This window comes from Clostridium sp. YIM B02506 (assembly GCF_022324845.1).
Taxonomy (GTDB): Bacteria; Bacillota; Clostridia; order Clostridiales; family Clostridiaceae; genus Clostridium_T; species Clostridium_T intestinale.
On sequence record NZ_JAKGTG010000029.1, the window covers coordinates 1 to 14,456 of the forward strand.

The 14,456-nt window shown below is 31.3% G+C and carries 13 protein-coding genes; 2 read left to right on the forward strand and 11 right to left on the reverse strand.

Translation table 11 applies throughout. The annotated features are described in order from the left end of the window. The first annotated feature begins 485 nt into the window (after positions 1-485). Both L1S49_RS18025 and L1S49_RS18030 read left to right on the forward strand, forming a co-directional pair. Positions 486-1,790 carry a hemolysin family protein gene (locus L1S49_RS18025; RefSeq protein ID WP_238906791.1) on the forward strand — a complete coding sequence of 435 codons (1,305 nt, stop codon included), beginning with the start codon at positions 486-488 and terminating at the stop codon, positions 1,788-1,790. Between the two features lie 92 nt (positions 1,791-1,882). After that, on the forward strand, positions 1,883-2,614 hold the full coding sequence (locus L1S49_RS18030) for an NAD-dependent protein deacylase (RefSeq protein WP_238906792.1): 732 nt from the start codon (positions 1,883-1,885) through the stop codon (positions 2,612-2,614). Positions 2,615-2,689: 75 nt separating this feature from the next. Here L1S49_RS18030 and L1S49_RS18035 read toward each other — a convergent pair whose 3' ends face one another. The 11 genes from L1S49_RS18035 to L1S49_RS18085 all read right to left on the reverse strand — a co-directional run bounded on the left by L1S49_RS18035 (position 2,690) and on the right by L1S49_RS18085 (position 14,443). Continuing rightward, the gene (locus L1S49_RS18035) at positions 2,690-3,346 is read right to left on the reverse strand and encodes a class II aldolase/adducin family protein (RefSeq protein ID WP_238906793.1); all 657 of its coding nucleotides are present in this window, start codon (positions 3,344-3,346) and stop codon (positions 2,690-2,692) included. 155 nt (positions 3,347-3,501) lie between these two features. After that, the gene (gene araD / locus L1S49_RS18040) at positions 3,502-4,194 is read right to left on the reverse strand and encodes an L-ribulose-5-phosphate 4-epimerase (protein WP_238906794.1); all 693 of its coding nucleotides are present in this window, start codon (positions 4,192-4,194) and stop codon (positions 3,502-3,504) included. Positions 4,195-4,221: 27 nt separating this feature from the next. After that, positions 4,222-4,659 (reverse strand): ribose 5-phosphate isomerase B, encoded by a 438-nt coding sequence (gene rpiB / locus L1S49_RS18045; RefSeq protein ID WP_238906795.1) that lies wholly within the window; start codon positions 4,657-4,659, stop codon positions 4,222-4,224. Positions 4,660-4,751: 92 nt separating this feature from the next. Next, positions 4,752-5,420, reverse strand: coding sequence for a ribulose-phosphate 3-epimerase (gene rpe, locus L1S49_RS18050; protein WP_238906796.1), 669 nt, complete (start codon positions 5,418-5,420; stop codon positions 4,752-4,754). A 40-nt stretch (positions 5,421-5,460) separates the two neighbouring features. Continuing rightward, a complete protein-coding gene (locus L1S49_RS18055) occupies positions 5,461-6,510 on the reverse strand; it encodes a galactitol-1-phosphate 5-dehydrogenase (RefSeq protein WP_238906797.1) in 1,050 nt (349 codons plus the stop codon). A gap of 397 nt (positions 6,511-6,907) precedes the next feature. Further along, entirely contained in the window at positions 6,908-7,096 is a 189-nt protein-coding gene (locus tag L1S49_RS18060; RefSeq protein ID WP_073022236.1) for a ferredoxin, read from the reverse strand. Between the two features lie 456 nt (positions 7,097-7,552). Continuing rightward, entirely contained in the window at positions 7,553-8,971 is a 1,419-nt protein-coding gene (locus tag L1S49_RS18065) for a PTS transporter subunit IIC (RefSeq protein WP_238906798.1), read from the reverse strand. Between the two features lie 20 nt (positions 8,972-8,991). Beyond that, positions 8,992-9,297 (reverse strand): PTS sugar transporter subunit IIB, encoded by a 306-nt coding sequence (locus L1S49_RS18070; RefSeq protein ID WP_021803685.1) that lies wholly within the window; start codon positions 9,295-9,297, stop codon positions 8,992-8,994. Positions 9,298-9,331: 34 nt separating this feature from the next. Beyond that, a complete protein-coding gene (locus L1S49_RS18075; RefSeq protein WP_238906799.1) occupies positions 9,332-9,781 on the reverse strand; it encodes a PTS sugar transporter subunit IIA in 450 nt (149 codons plus the stop codon). A gap of 19 nt (positions 9,782-9,800) precedes the next feature. Continuing rightward, the gene (locus L1S49_RS18080) at positions 9,801-12,710 is read right to left on the reverse strand and encodes a sigma 54-interacting transcriptional regulator (protein WP_343073994.1); all 2,910 of its coding nucleotides are present in this window, start codon (positions 12,708-12,710) and stop codon (positions 9,801-9,803) included. A 212-nt stretch (positions 12,711-12,922) separates the two neighbouring features. Further along, positions 12,923-14,443 (reverse strand): phosphomannomutase/phosphoglucomutase, encoded by a 1,521-nt coding sequence (locus L1S49_RS18085; RefSeq protein WP_238906801.1) that lies wholly within the window; start codon positions 14,441-14,443, stop codon positions 12,923-12,925. Positions 14,444-14,456 lie beyond the last annotated feature (13 nt).

Here is a 14,456-nt window from a genome sequence, read left to right on the forward strand (position 1 = left end):
TCTCAATTTAAGTGTCACACTAATGTGCACAAATTTTAGTTTAATCTTACTCTAAGAATTACGTTGACTATAAGTAGTTGTTCCAAATTTTACATTTGGCACAATCACTTACTTCACAACTTTCGTTGTGTAAGTTTCGTTTTTATTCAAAACTTCTTAAGTTTCCTCTGTTTAATTTTCAAAGACCATTTTTCTTGTTTTTTGTTTTTCGCTACTGTACCGCAGCGACAAGTAATATCTTAACACATATATTTCGACCTTTTTCTACAAATCTATCATATTTATCATATTATTTCTATATTTCTATATAATTCATTGTTTTACTAAGTATTTCTTATATTGATACACTAGGGCCTGTATCCTTTAGTTTTGTGAATATTTATTATAATTTAAATTTTCAATCTTACTAAAACTTTAATATAATCATTAAATATGGTATTATATATTTCATAACATATTTTGTTTAATAACAAGGAGGAATTTTAATGGAATCAGTCCCTGAGGGTAGCGTCACGACTCAATTAGTTTTGATAGTTATCCTAACTTTAATCAATGCTTTTTTTGCATCAGCAGAAATGGCAATAGTCTCAATTAATAAAAATAAGATCAGACACCTTGCCGAAGAAGGCAACAAAAAAGCTAAATTACTAGAAGATCTTATGAACGAACCTAGTAATTTTCTATCTACTATACAAGTTGGTATTACCTTAGCTGGATTTTTTGCTAGTGCATCTGCAGCTACTGGAGTATCAGGACAATTAGCTAAACTATTAGATAGTCTAAGTGTTCCTTATAGTAGTAATGTAGCTCAAATTGTTGTTACTATCTTACTTTCTTATGTAACTCTTGTATTTGGAGAGTTATTTCCTAAACGTATCGCCTTAAAGAAAGCAGAAGCTATAGCAATGTTTTCAATTAAACCTATAATTTTTATTTCTAAAATTGCCTTACCATATGTAAAACTACTTTCTGGATCAACAAATTTATTGCTTAGAATAACAAAGCTTAATGATGATGATTTAGAGGAGAAAGTATCTAAAGAAGAAATACGTTCTTTAATAGAAGTTGGACAAGAACATGGCGTAATAAATGAAACCGAAAAAGATATGATAGAGAGTATATTCGAGTTTGATGATACTATATCAAAAGAAATTATGACACCTAGAACCGATGTATACCTACTTAATATAGATACCCCTATAGGAGAAACCATTGATGAGTTATTAGAAGAAAGATTTTCTAGAATACCTGTTTATGAAGATGATATAGATAATATTATAGGTATTCTTTATATGAAAGATTTTATAGTACAGGCTCGTAAAGTTGGTTTTGAAAATATTAATATTAGAGAAATTCTTCATCAACCTTATTTTGTACCAGAAACTAAAAATATAGATATATTATTTAGAGAACTTCAGGCTAATAAGAAAACTATGGCTATATTAATAGATGAATATGGTGGTTTCTCAGGAATACTTACTATAGAAGATCTTATTGAAGAAGTTATGGGTAATATAAATGATGAAGATGATCATGAAGAACCTCATATAGAAAAATTAGATAATAAGACCTATGTAGCAAATGGTTTATTGTCTTTAGATGACTTATCAGATTCTCTTCATATGGAACTAGAAGATGGTTATACAGACACTTTAGGTGGATTCTTAATAAATCTACTAGGCTCTATACCTAAAGATGGAGAAACATATAATCTTACTTACGAGAATATAACTTTTAATATAGAGGAAGTTAAGGAAAAAAGAATAACAAAAGTAAGGATATCCTTATAAATTTTGTAAGTACCGAGAATAATAGTTCTCGGTACTTTTTATATAGAAGTGATATAATATAACTATATTTACTTTAAATGTGAGGAGATTCTATGAGCATAGATAAATTAAAAGAAATACTTATCAATTCAAATAATATTGTATTCTTTGGAGGTGCTGGTGTATCAACAGAATCTGGAATACCTGATTTTAGAAGCGCTAGCGGCCTATTCAATGAGACATTAAATAAAACTTTTACTCCTGAACAACTAGTTTCTCATACATACTTTATGAGATATACTGAGGATTTTTATAAATTTTATAAAGATAAACTCATTTATGAAGAAGCTAAACCCAATGATGCTCACTTAGCATTAGCTAAACTTGAAAAACTAGGTAAACTAAAAGCAGTTATTACTCAAAATATAGATGGACTTCATCAAGCTGCTGGTTCTAAGACTGTATTTGAACTACATGGATCTGTTCACAGAAACTACTGCACTAAATGTCATAAATTTTATCCAGTAGAATTTATATTAAAATCTTCTAAAACTCCTAGTTGCACTGACTGTGGAGGAACTGTAAAACCAGATGTTGTTTTATATGAAGAAGGTTTGGATGAGGATGTTATAAATGGAGCTGTTAATGCTATAGCTCATGCTGACACTTTAATTATTGGAGGAACTTCATTAGTTGTTTACCCAGCTGCTGGACTAATTAATTATTTTAAAGGAAAAAATCTAATATTAATAAATAAAAGTACTACCTCTGCTGACTCTAAAGCTGATTTAGTTATACATGACTCTATAGGAAAGGTTTTAAAAGAATGTACTGAAGATTTATAGATAATAAAAGCCATCTTTCACGCAAAAGATGGCTTTTAAACTTATATTATTCTCTTTATAAAACTCCCGTTAGTCCTAGAACTTTATTTCAGAAGGATATCTCCATTTTTGAATTTCGTCTAAACTTATAGCGTTAGGTTCTTTTCCACCATTCATCATAAGCGCTCTATAATAAATCTCTGCTAATTCTTCAACATAGTTAGCTTTAAGAAGTGCATCTTTACTATTTTTATCAACAGCTACTACTCCATGACTTTCTAAAAGTACTACATCAGCTTTCTGTATAGGTTCTATTAAACTGCTTGAAAGTGCTGTAGTTCCCGGAGTTCCATAATCAGCTACTGGAATTACCCCTTCTTTTAATCCTAGTACCGAACACTCATACACTATTGCTGGTATAGGCTTTTTAAGCACTGCAAATGAAGTGGCAAATTTTGAATGAGTATGAACTATTACATTAACATCTGGTCTTGTCTTATATATCTGTAGATGCATTAAAAGTTCGCTTGTAGGTTTCATATCTCCTAATCTTTCTATTACATTTGCCTCCATATCAACTACACAAATTTGTTCATGAATAAGCTCGTTTCTGTCAACTCCTGCTGGAGTTACAACTACTAAATTACTCTTTCTGTCTCTTATACTGAAGTTTCCTGACTTATGCCTGCAAAGTCCTGATTTTTCAGCATCTTTGGCTACTTGTAGAAGTTCCCTCTTTAAATTCTCTAACATATTTTCCCCCTCCTAATTATCAAGTTTAACTTTATACCCACAAGAGGCATAGCGCCTCCTCTTAAATATAGTATAGTAGTGCTCCATTGACTAGCCCTCAAATAAAATTAATAGCATAACAAGTCTTAAAACAAGTTATGCTATTAATTATTGAATTACTTAGTTTGTCCGTAATATGAGTTTGCACCATGTTTTCTTAAGAAATGTTTATCTAGTAAGTTACTGTCTATAGATGCTAAATTAGTATTTAAATTTAAAGTATCGTAAGCCATTTTACAAACTTCTTCTAATATAACCGCATTATGAACTGCTTCATCAGCATCTTTTCCCCAAGTAAATGGTCCATGACTATATACTAGTACTCCTGGCATTTGACTTGGATCTATATCTTTAAAAGTTTCAACTATTACATTACCAGTTTCTTCTTCATATTGACCTTTTATTTCAGTTTCATTTAAAGCTCTTGTACATGGAATTGTTCCATAAAAATGATCTGCATGAGTTGTCCCAAACGCTGGTACACTTCTAGTCGCTTGTGCCCATATTGTAGCCCAAGGAGAGTGTGTATGAACGATTCCACCAATATCCTTAAACTTCTTATATAACACTAAATGAGTTGGTGTATCTGAAGATGGTCTTAATTTTCCTTCAACTATGTTTCCATCTAAATCTACTACTACTAAATCCTCGGTTGTCATATTATCATATTCAACACCGCTTGGTTTTATTACAACTAAGCCTGTCTCCCTATCTATTGCACTCACATTACCCCAAGTAAATTTTACAAGTCCATAACCTGGTAAATCCAAATTTGCTTTTAATACCTTCTCTTTTAATTGTTCTAACATTTTAAATTTCTCCTCTCTAATTTTAATTTATGATTCTTCATAATCCTTAATTTGTTCTAATCTTCTTGTATGATGTTTTCCTATAAATTCTGTATTTAGCCATATATCAACTATCATAAAAGCAAGCTCTTCTCCTATAACTCTTCCCCCTAAACATAAAACATTGGAATCATTATGTTCTCTAGTTGCCTTTGCTGTGAATTTATCACTTACTAAAGCTGCTCTTATTCCAGGGACTTTATTAGCTGCAATTGAAACGCCTACCCCTGTACCACAACATAATATACCTTTTTCAAAATGTTTAAGAGCTACTTCTGTTGCTACTTCAAAAGCTACTTTAGGATAATCTACGCTCTCACTGGAATAGCTTCCAAAGTCTTTATATTCAATATTATTTTTCTCTAATTGCTTCTTTATTGCTTCTTTAAGTTCATAACCGCCATGATCACAACCTATTGCTATCATACTCTCACCTCATAAATACCTATAACTATTTCTCTTACATCTAATCCGTTTCCTAATTTATCTACCACGAAAAATCCCCTTCTACTAAATCCTTAGTAGAATTTTGAAACCACCTTATTAAATTCAGCTAAAGTTTTAGAAATATCTCCACCTTCAAACATTGCAGAACCTACAACTATATCATTAGCGCCAAGTTCCATAACCTTTGAAATATTGTTTATATTTATTCCACCATCTACTTGTATATCAAAGTCTAGCCCTTTAGCCAATTTAAGTTCATGTAATTCCTTTATTTTATGTCCCATAAATGGTATAAAAGTTTGTCCTCCAAAACCAGGCTCTACTGTCATAATTAAAACCTTGTTTAACATTTCCTTCACATGTTTTATTGCCTCTATTGATGTAGCTGGATTGAGAGATACACCTGCTTTTATACCAAAGCTTTTTATAGTATAAATAGTCTTATAGAGATGAGGGCAAGTTTCTGCATGAACTGTTATATTATCTGCCCCTGCTTCCACTAAAGCCTCAATAAACATATCTGAATTTTTTACCATCATGTGAACATCAAATTCTAAATCCTTGCTTATACCCCTAAGCATCTTAATTTGATCTGGTCCAAAAGCTATATTAGGTACAAAGTTACCGTCCATAACATCAATATGAAGTGATTTTATTCCATTTTCCACTAAAGATCTTATATCCTTCTCTAAATTACAAAAGTTTGCTCCTAATATTGAAGGTGATATTTTTATTCCCATCTCTATTCTCCTTTACTATTTGCTTTAGTATTTTGAACTTCTAAAACTCTACTAGGACTTTATTGAAGTAAATTTTTCTACCAGCCATATCTTCTAAGTACTTACCTACTTCTTCAACCTTTATCTTATGAGATATCATTGGTTTGAATTTAATTTCACCCTTTGACATGAAATCTATAGTTGCATACCAAGCTCTTCCTGGATATGGTGATGTATATGAATTCCAAGAACCTTGTATCTTAATTTCTCCTCTTAATACACTTTCTATGGACTCTTCTTTTAGATGTAATTCAGAATGAGATATTCCAAGATAAACTACTCTTCCTCTTTTTTTAGCTATTAGTATTGCTTGCTCTTGTGTGAATTTACTTCCTGCTGTTTCTGCAACTACATCAGCTCCACCATTAGTTAATTCTCTAATTACTTTAACTGCATCACAATCCTTTGAATTAACTGTTATATCTGCACCTAATTCTTTTGCAAGCTGTAATTTTTCATCAAATATATCAACTGCTATAATTTTTGAAGCTCCAAAAATCTTAGCCCATTGCATAGTGAATTGACCTATTGGACCACATCCCATTACTACAACAGTATCTCCAGGTGTTATTTCTGCCTTAGCTAATCCATGATAACCTATTGTAGCTGGTTCTATTCCTGCTGCTGTTTCAAAATCTAAAGTATCAGGAATCTTAAGTACATGTTCCTTTGGAACCCTAGTATATTCAGCAAAAGCTCCGTTACTTCCAGTTCCTATAATATTGTAATGATCACATAAACCATAATTTCCAGCTCTGCAATATTCACATTCTCCGCAAGGTATAAGTGGCGCTATAGCAACTCTATCACCTTTCTCAAAGCCTGTAACATTTGCTCCAACTTCCTCTATTTCACCGCAAAATTCATGTCCTAATATTAATGGATACTTTCTTGCCCCACTAACCATTGCTCTTGGTAAATCTGAGCCACATATTCCTGCATATTTAACTTTAACTAAAACATCATCTGATCCAATCTGTGGAATATCTACCATCTCACATCTAATATCTTTTAATGCATGTATAACTGCTGCTTTCATTTTTCCTTCCATTGAACTATTACTCCTTTCAGAAGGTTCCTAGTAGGATACCCTTATTTAAAAAGTTCACCTTTTGTAATTAATAAAAAGCAAGTCCCATGCCAACCAAAAATATAAATTTATACCATATGTAAAAGCAGATTTTTACAGTAAAACTTCCATCTTCATTACATTTTCTTAAAAATTATCCTTTTTCATAAAATGTTTATGCTTTTTGGGCGCCTATATTCTGTAGACGCTTTTCACATCGTCAGTCTAATCCTTTTAACTACTATCCTGTAGGAGCGTATCTTAAAGGAACAAAAAAAGACTACATCTCCACAAATCACATGACTTCTCATCATTGTAATTTAAATAGAATGTAGTCTACCTTTATACGTTTAAAATTAGTGTCTAAGTTTTTAGTTAATTACTCTACTGTTATAGCACTTACTGGACATTGCTCTTCAGCTTCTTTTGCACTTTCAACTAAGTTACCTTCAAGTTCATTTTCTACTGCTTGTGCTTTTCCTTCATCGTCCATTTCAAATACTTCTGGACACACAGCAGCGCATAATCCGCAACCTATGCAAGCATCCTTATCAACAAATCCTTTCATAAAAAGCTCCTCCTTAAAATAATTATTCACTTTTGATTACCATTAATTTCTATAAGTGATTAATTAAAGTGTATCACTTTGTATAGCTCATTTCTGTAACTGATGTTACCTCTATACAATTATTTATTGGTATACAGCTCTACATCTCTATATGGAATAGCAGAGGGAATTTAATTATCTAATTATCTAATTATCTAATTACCTACTTACTTAATTACCTACTTATTTAATTACCTACTTATTTAATTATCTAATTACTTAATTATCACCGTACTACCATAAGTACGGTGATAATTAAATAATTAAGTATGCAGTTTTTCATCCTTTAGAATTAATATTACAATAAATGAGTTTTATGAAACTCATAGGAGTTTCTACAGGATGAAGGTGTATAATTTCCAAAATAAAAATGTAGTGAGACTTTACTAAGCCATCACTACATTTCTATTTTAAATATTAAACTGCTTCTGCTATTGGTTCTGGGTTATTTTTTGCTGCTTGTCTTTCTAGGTAATCATAGATTGAATCTTTGTTCTTTCTGAATAATAATAGTAATACTACATATACAGCTACTGCTAAACCGATAAATATAGGATTTTGACTTAAGAATGCAAAGAATACTAATCCCATAAGTGGTTTTCCTAAAATATTAAAGCTTGTTATCATTAAAGCTCCTGCTGGTAGTGCAATTCCTACACCTGTAGCTATTTCAGTAAATAATGGTGCTGTGTAAGTACACATTAATAGTCCAAGTCCAAACCAAATGATTCCGTTAACTATTGTTTTAGCCATGTTACCATTTGTTAATGCAACTATACCTTGTACCATGTAAGGCAATGCTAGTAAGTCTACAACTGGTAATACTTTGTTTCCTGGTAAAACCATTGCTACTACTACCATGATTGGAATTAATATAACTCCGCTGATTAATGTAGCTGGTTCGCCATATCCTGTAGCATCATTAACACCTAGGTAGAATTCACGTGTAGAGTTAGAACCTTTTTTAAGACTCTTTCTAGCAGCTTCAGTTATAGGAAGGAATGCTTGAGCAAAAAGTCCTGCTATCTTAGGGAATATAGCCATGATTGCACTTGTTGCAATACCCATCTTAGTTATTTCTCCCCAAGCTGCTAAAGTGTTAAGCGATGTTAAGTTTCCGAGTGCACCTATAAACATACCTAATAATAAACCTAAAGAAATTGGTTCTCCGAAGAAACCTAGTTTCTTTTGTAGTATTTGTGGATTTAACTTTATTTTATTAAATCCTATTGCATTAAGTATTGGATCAAAAGCTGCTGTAAATACTGCTGCTTCTATATTATGCATAGCGATTATTGTACAGTTTGGATATTGATAATAACTTGACCATCTTTTTGCCATAAGCTCTGCAATTAATAAGCTGTACATGTTTAATAAAATCATACAAGCTAATGCTAAGAACATGTTTTTAGTAACTACAAATACCATTGAACCCCATACTATATAAGAGTAATTATTCCAAAGATCTGAAGGTTGGAATACATTTGTTACTTTAAGAACAAATAGTAAAGTCTGAACTATTAAACCTACTGCTAAAAATATCATTCCTGGTTCAGTTGAGAATGCAACTAAAGCTGTCGCTTGCCAACCTACATCGAAAGCAGGTAATTGAATTCCTGTAGTATCTACCATCTTTTGAACAATTGGTGATATGATTGGTGTAAATGAATTTAATAATAACGTGAACCCTTCAAGTCCTACCCCTGCATATAAAGCTGAAAAGAAAGCTTTTTTAGTTTTTACTTTTAAGATTTTTGCTATAACAAAAATCATTATAGGAACAAATATTGGTGCTCCAAATGTATCAAAAATTTGTTTTAGTGTTTGAAAAAACATCTTGACCCCTCCCCTTTATTCTACTTTTTACTTAATTTTTCAATAACAGCCATAACTTCATCAAGGAATTCCTCTTCTCCAAATCCAGTTAAGAATCCTACAGCATTTATAGTAGGTATACCATAATCTGCTTCTGGTAGTGGACTTGTATGAGTTATAAAATCAAACCCTCCTCCCGATACTAAATTATAAGCTTCTGTTGGTCTAGCTTCCTTAGTTGTAATATATATACCTCTTTCTTCAAGTTCATCTTTTAGCTTTTCAGCTATCATTGATGAAGTAACTGTTCCTGATCCACATACTGATAAAACACTGAATTTTTTCATTTTACATTCTACCCCTTTTCATATTATTTTTATATTAGACTGCCAAGCAGTGTAATAGCTCATTTACTTCTTCTTTTGAGGAAGCTTTTTGAAGATTCATCAATAATTCTTTGTTTTGGAAAACTGACATTAATGTTTTTAATAATTGAACCTGTGCATTAGGATTTTTTACTGCAAGTAAAAATACTAATTGCACTTTTGTTTTTTGTGTAGGGTCTATCATCATATTAAACTCTACCGGTTCCTCTAATGTAGCAATTGCTATTGTTGACTCATTTACATGACCTGAATCTGTATGTGGTATAGCAACACTAAATCCATCTATAGGTAACCCTGTTGGTAATGTTTCCTCCCTAGTAAGAACTGCATCTACATAACTATCTAGTACATATCCTTTTGACAACATAAGATTTCCTAACTTTTCTATGACCTCTTGTGACGACTTTGCTTTTAATTTTAGTTCGATTAAATCTAAATCTAACATGATATTTTCACTCCTTTAATTAATTTAATATATAGTAAATTTTATCTTTAAACTCTTTAATGCTTTTAGTAGCCTTTAATTCTTCTATAAATTCTTGTTTTAAGAATGGCTTTAGCATACTTTTTACAAGATTTTTATCATTAACTCTAAGGGTTGGTAGACATACTATTTGAACATTACCAAATCCCCAGCTTATGGGTCTTTTGAGTTTTACGAAAACCATAGAAGATCTTTTTACTTCTGACGTATCTCCATGAGGCATAGCTACTCCCCCTTTAAAGAAGGTTGGAACTATTTCTTCTCTTTTTAGTACAGAATTCATAAAACCTTTATTTACATATCCTTTATTTATAAGTAAGGAGCACATTATTTCAATTAACTCCTTAGAGTTTTTAATGTCTGGTTCAAATAGAATTAAATCATCATCATATATTGAGCTACTGTTAAGCTTGCTTTTATTTAATATAAACTCTAGCTCTCTTGATCCGTTATTTATTAGTAGTGGATCATAAGGTATAAAGTTTATTCCCTCGATCTCTGGATTTATAGTTCCTACTATTGCTATAATCTTATAATTCATTCCTATTTCTTTAATCTTTTCCCTTAGCTTTTCATCCATAACACCTAGTTGAAATATATTGAGATTAGGATAATTTTTTAAGTAAGATTCTTTTATAAATGAAGCTGTTCCTTCACCAGTTAAGCAAAGTGTAACTATTGCTTTAGGTTTTGAGGTTTCCTCTACAATTAAATTAGGATAACTTACTCTAGATCTAGTTAAGCTGAAATAAATTTCATCTAAATCGCTGTCGTGTAAAGATGCCTTTCTAGCTGCCTCTATAACACTTAATAAATCTACTCTGTCTATTGTCCTAGTTTTTATTCCAAGTTTCTCTGAAATCATTCCCCCAACCTTAACTAATGAGCCCATATCAACTAAAAATATTATTCCTTTTCCTTCATCAACTATTTTAGAAACTGCTAGTGCCTTTTCATAAATTACAGATGGATTTTCACTTAAGGGCATATCTATTGCCACTGGAAAATTAATATTTAATAGTTGTTTTGTTACCTTCACTATCTCTGTAGCAATCTGTCCATGAGATAAAACTATTACCCCTACTCTGCTCTCATTTGGTTTCTTTTCAGTAGCTGCCTTTATATACATGGCAATGAATCCAACTTCATCCTCTGGTATTTTTATGTTTTTCTTCTTTTCTAATTTTTCTGCAAAACATAATGCTGATCTATATTCTTCAAAGAGTTCGTCCTTTATCTTAGCTAAGTTAATGTTAATTATCTGCTGTTTAAGCATTATCCTCTTAACAGCTTCTTCAAGATGTATAGCTAAATAAAGAAATACGTTTTCATTAGATGAGTCAATGTTTTTAATCAAACTCCCTCTTAGCTCTTTAACTAAATTAACTACATCTCCATCAATAAGATTTACTAAATCATTTAAGGTAACTAATTTATCCTTGTCCCCATCAAATTCTAGATCTTTAAACTTATTTACTATAAAGGTCCAAAGTATCTCTTCACACTCTTCTGCTTCCATATCTAGATTTAATAGTTCATGGTACTTCTTTTCTATTTGAGAATAAAAATCTTCTAAAAACACATCATCATTTTTACTGTTTTTTAAAACCTCTATCTTATTTCCAGACAAGGGAATGAGTATCATATCCTTGCTGTACTTTCTAACTTCCATTACATTTACATCTTCTAGCATAAGACCATTATCAACTATGTTTGATTCTAAAACTTCGTCATAGCCTATATTAATTATGTCTTCGCTTCTATTTATGTGCTTCATAAATGCTCTGGCGCAAATGACTTTTATTATGCTTTTCAGCTGACCTATATTTCCGTTAAACTTTTTTAGTGTCAATATTTCAATTACCCTTGCCTCTATATAAATCTTGTAATTGATTCTGTCGCATTCCTCTTGAAAAAACTGATATATAAGATTAATTTTTTCCACAAAAAATCTTTCTTTTAATGAAGGTATAGAAATTATCATAGGTATTCTTCTTCTAAATGTTAGAAGAAGCTGAGATTCTATGTTTTCGGTAGTGGCACCTATGAACATTATATTTACTTTTCTTTCAACACCTGTTTCCCCAAGCCTTCTAAATGTACCCCTATCTAATATTGAGAAAAGTATTTCTTGTCCTTTCGGGGGAAGTCTATGAATTTCATCTAAAAAAAGTATCCCATTATTTGCTTGTTCTACTAATCCCTCACTATCTGAATCGGCTCCTGTAAAAGCTCCTTTTTTGTATCCATATAATAAGGATAATAATAATTGAGGATTGTCCCCATAATCTGCACAGTTGAATATTATGAAAGGCATATCTTCTGAACCTTCTCTATAATTCTTAGCAAACTTATACATACTCTCTGCAAATTGTGTTTTACCAACGCCACTCTCACCTGTAATTAATGTAGGAAGTCCAAAAGGTGGATATAGTATTGCTGACTTAGCTTGATAAATACATTTCTTTAAACTTCCGTTATAACCTATCAAAAGTTCAAAAGGATCTGAGTATTCATCTCCATCAATTATCTTTTCAATATTTTCGCCATTTTCTTGCAATAGCTCTTCAACTACATGCCTCGATATATCAAAGCCATCTTCTAAAAGTTTCCTAGTTATTTTACTTACATTTATCTTAGGCTCCTTTTTTAGAATCTCTTCCACTTTATTTTCAAGATACGGCTTTCTTCTTTCTCGAGAATTTCCTATATTAAGTTCTTTTCTTAATGCGGTGATATTTTCTCTTGATGTAGCTAACATCTTTGCAAGCTTAGCATCAGTATAAGGATCTTTTTTGTTTTCATTTTTTATTAGGTTTATAAACTTGTCTTTTAAATTCATACTAAATCCTCCTACGTTTATATATTTAGCAAGTGCTGTGCCAAACATATTTCTAATTGTAATTTATCTCCTAACCCTCCTTTCTAAGCCAAAAGAAATTAAACTGTATACATTTTCAAAAATAGACTTACGTTTTCTGTATACATTTTCTTAAAATTTTATACTAAAGTTAGATTTATTTAAATGAGAAAGTTCTCAATTTTGAGGCAAAAAAAAATAAGGTCAGAGATTTTACTCTCTAACCTTATTTGTGTATTTCTTTATAATGCTAATTCCTTATATTTCTCCAAAAGTTTAGCTAACTTACTATAAATATCTTTTGCTCCGCCAGTTAAGTCACTTTCTATATTTAAAGCAAGTAAAGGCTCATGAAGAGATAATCTAAGTAGGAACCAACCTTGTTCTTTTAAGCAATTAATCTTTATTCCTTCATAGTTTTTAGGTTCAATACTCCAGCCTTCTATAGTAGAAACACTTTCTTTTAAATCTTCTATAACAGACTGTCCGTAAGGTCTAAAATCTTCACACCTAATTTTTATCCTTTTTTCTTCAGTTTCTAAAGGATGTTTTAAGTCTTTTATTAAGGAATCTATATCCTTGCCTTCTTTTTTTAGTTTGGACATTTCTATAAGGATCTTTACTATAAGGTAAGCCCCATCATCTAGAAAATAGTTTTCCTTTAAAGCTGCATGCCCTGAAGTTTCTATTGCTAGAGGAGATACGATGCCTTCTTCATTAAGTCTTTTAGCTTCGTTTATGACATTTTTATATCCTCTTTTAAATCTATGATGAACTCCACCTAAATTAGTTATAAATTCTGCTAATCCTGTTGAGGTAATAGAATCTGTAACTATAGTTGCGCCCTCATTTTCTTTTAAAACTATAGAAGATATTAATGCTATAAGAGCATTTTTATTTATCTCTTCTCCTGTTTTAGCAACTATTGCTGATCTATCTACATCGGTGTCAAATATTATTCCTAAATCTGCTTTTGAATTAAGCACTGCATTTTTTATAGATTCCATAGCTTCTTTGTTTTCTGGGTTAGGTATATGGTTAGGGAAAGTTCCATCTGGGTCTAAAAACTGACTACCTTCAATGTCTGCCCCAAGTTCCTTTAATACCTTATCTGCAAAGAATCCACCTGCTCCATTTCCTGCATCCACTATTATTTTGCTTCCTGCCAATGGTTTTTCAGTCCCTACAGCATTTCTTACTTTATCAACTAGTAATTTAGAATAATCTTTTACTAAATCTATTTCTGAAACAGTTCCTTGTGATACCACTATATAATCTTCATTATCTTCTAAAGCCAAATTTATTATTTCATCAATATCTTCTTTCTCACATCCTCCAAGTGGAGTGAAAAATTTAAGACCATTATAATAATATGGAAGGTGGCTAGCTGTTATCATTATTGATCCATCACATTTATAATCTTCTAAAACCGTAGTCATAAACATAGATGGTGTGGTAGTAATTCCACAATCATCTACATTTACTCCAACTTTAGTTAGAGACTCAGTCAAAGCTGATTTTAAACTAGGACCTGATAATCTTGAGTCCATACCTAATGCCACTTTTATATTATCTTTATTATTTGACTTATTTTTTAAAAACTTTGCAAAACCAACTCCAAGTAATTTCACAATTTCGGGGCTTAGGGTTTCTTTGTACTCTTCAGTTTCTATAGCTATTCCCCTTATATCCGTACCATTTTTCAGCTTTTTTAATGTAAGTTTTGTATTATCATCTACTACATTATATAAACTTGTGCTCATGGTTATTTCCCCC

Bases quoted from the DNA above. Each gene is read 5' to 3' on its own strand.
- L1S49_RS18075 (WP_238906799.1), bottom strand. From the start codon at position 9,781: ATGTTAGATTTAGATTTAATCGAACTAAAATTAAAAGCAAAGTCGTCA.
- rpe (WP_238906796.1), bottom strand. From the start codon at position 5,420: ATGGGAATAAAAATATCACCTTCAATATTAGGAGCAAACTTTTGTAAT.
- L1S49_RS18060 (WP_073022236.1), bottom strand. From the start codon at position 7,096: ATGAAAGGATTTGTTGATAAGGATGCTTGCATAGGTTGCGGATTATGC.
- L1S49_RS18025 (WP_238906791.1), top strand. From the start codon at position 486: ATGGAATCAGTCCCTGAGGGTAGCGTCACGACTCAATTAGTTTTGATA.
- L1S49_RS18030 (WP_238906792.1), top strand. From the start codon at position 1,883: ATGAGCATAGATAAATTAAAAGAAATACTTATCAATTCAAATAATATT.
- L1S49_RS18070 (WP_021803685.1), bottom strand. From the start codon at position 9,297: ATGAAAAAATTCAGTGTTTTATCAGTATGTGGATCAGGAACAGTTACT.
- rpiB (WP_238906795.1), bottom strand. From the start codon at position 4,659: ATGATAGCAATAGGTTGTGATCATGGCGGTTATGAACTTAAAGAAGCA.
- L1S49_RS18085 (WP_238906801.1), bottom strand. From the start codon at position 14,443: ATGAGCACAAGTTTATATAATGTAGTAGATGATAATACAAAACTTACA.
- L1S49_RS18035 (WP_238906793.1), bottom strand. From the start codon at position 3,346: ATGTTAGAGAATTTAAAGAGGGAACTTCTACAAGTAGCCAAAGATGCT.
- L1S49_RS18055 (WP_238906797.1), bottom strand. From the start codon at position 6,510: ATGGAAGGAAAAATGAAAGCAGCAGTTATACATGCATTAAAAGATATT.
- araD (WP_238906794.1), bottom strand. From the start codon at position 4,194: ATGTTAGAACAATTAAAAGAGAAGGTATTAAAAGCAAATTTGGATTTA.
- L1S49_RS18080 (WP_343073994.1), bottom strand. From the start codon at position 12,710: ATGTTTGGCACAGCACTTGCTAAATATATAAACGTAGGAGGATTTAGT.
- L1S49_RS18065 (WP_238906798.1), bottom strand. From the start codon at position 8,971: ATGTTTTTTCAAACACTAAAACAAATTTTTGATACATTTGGAGCACCA.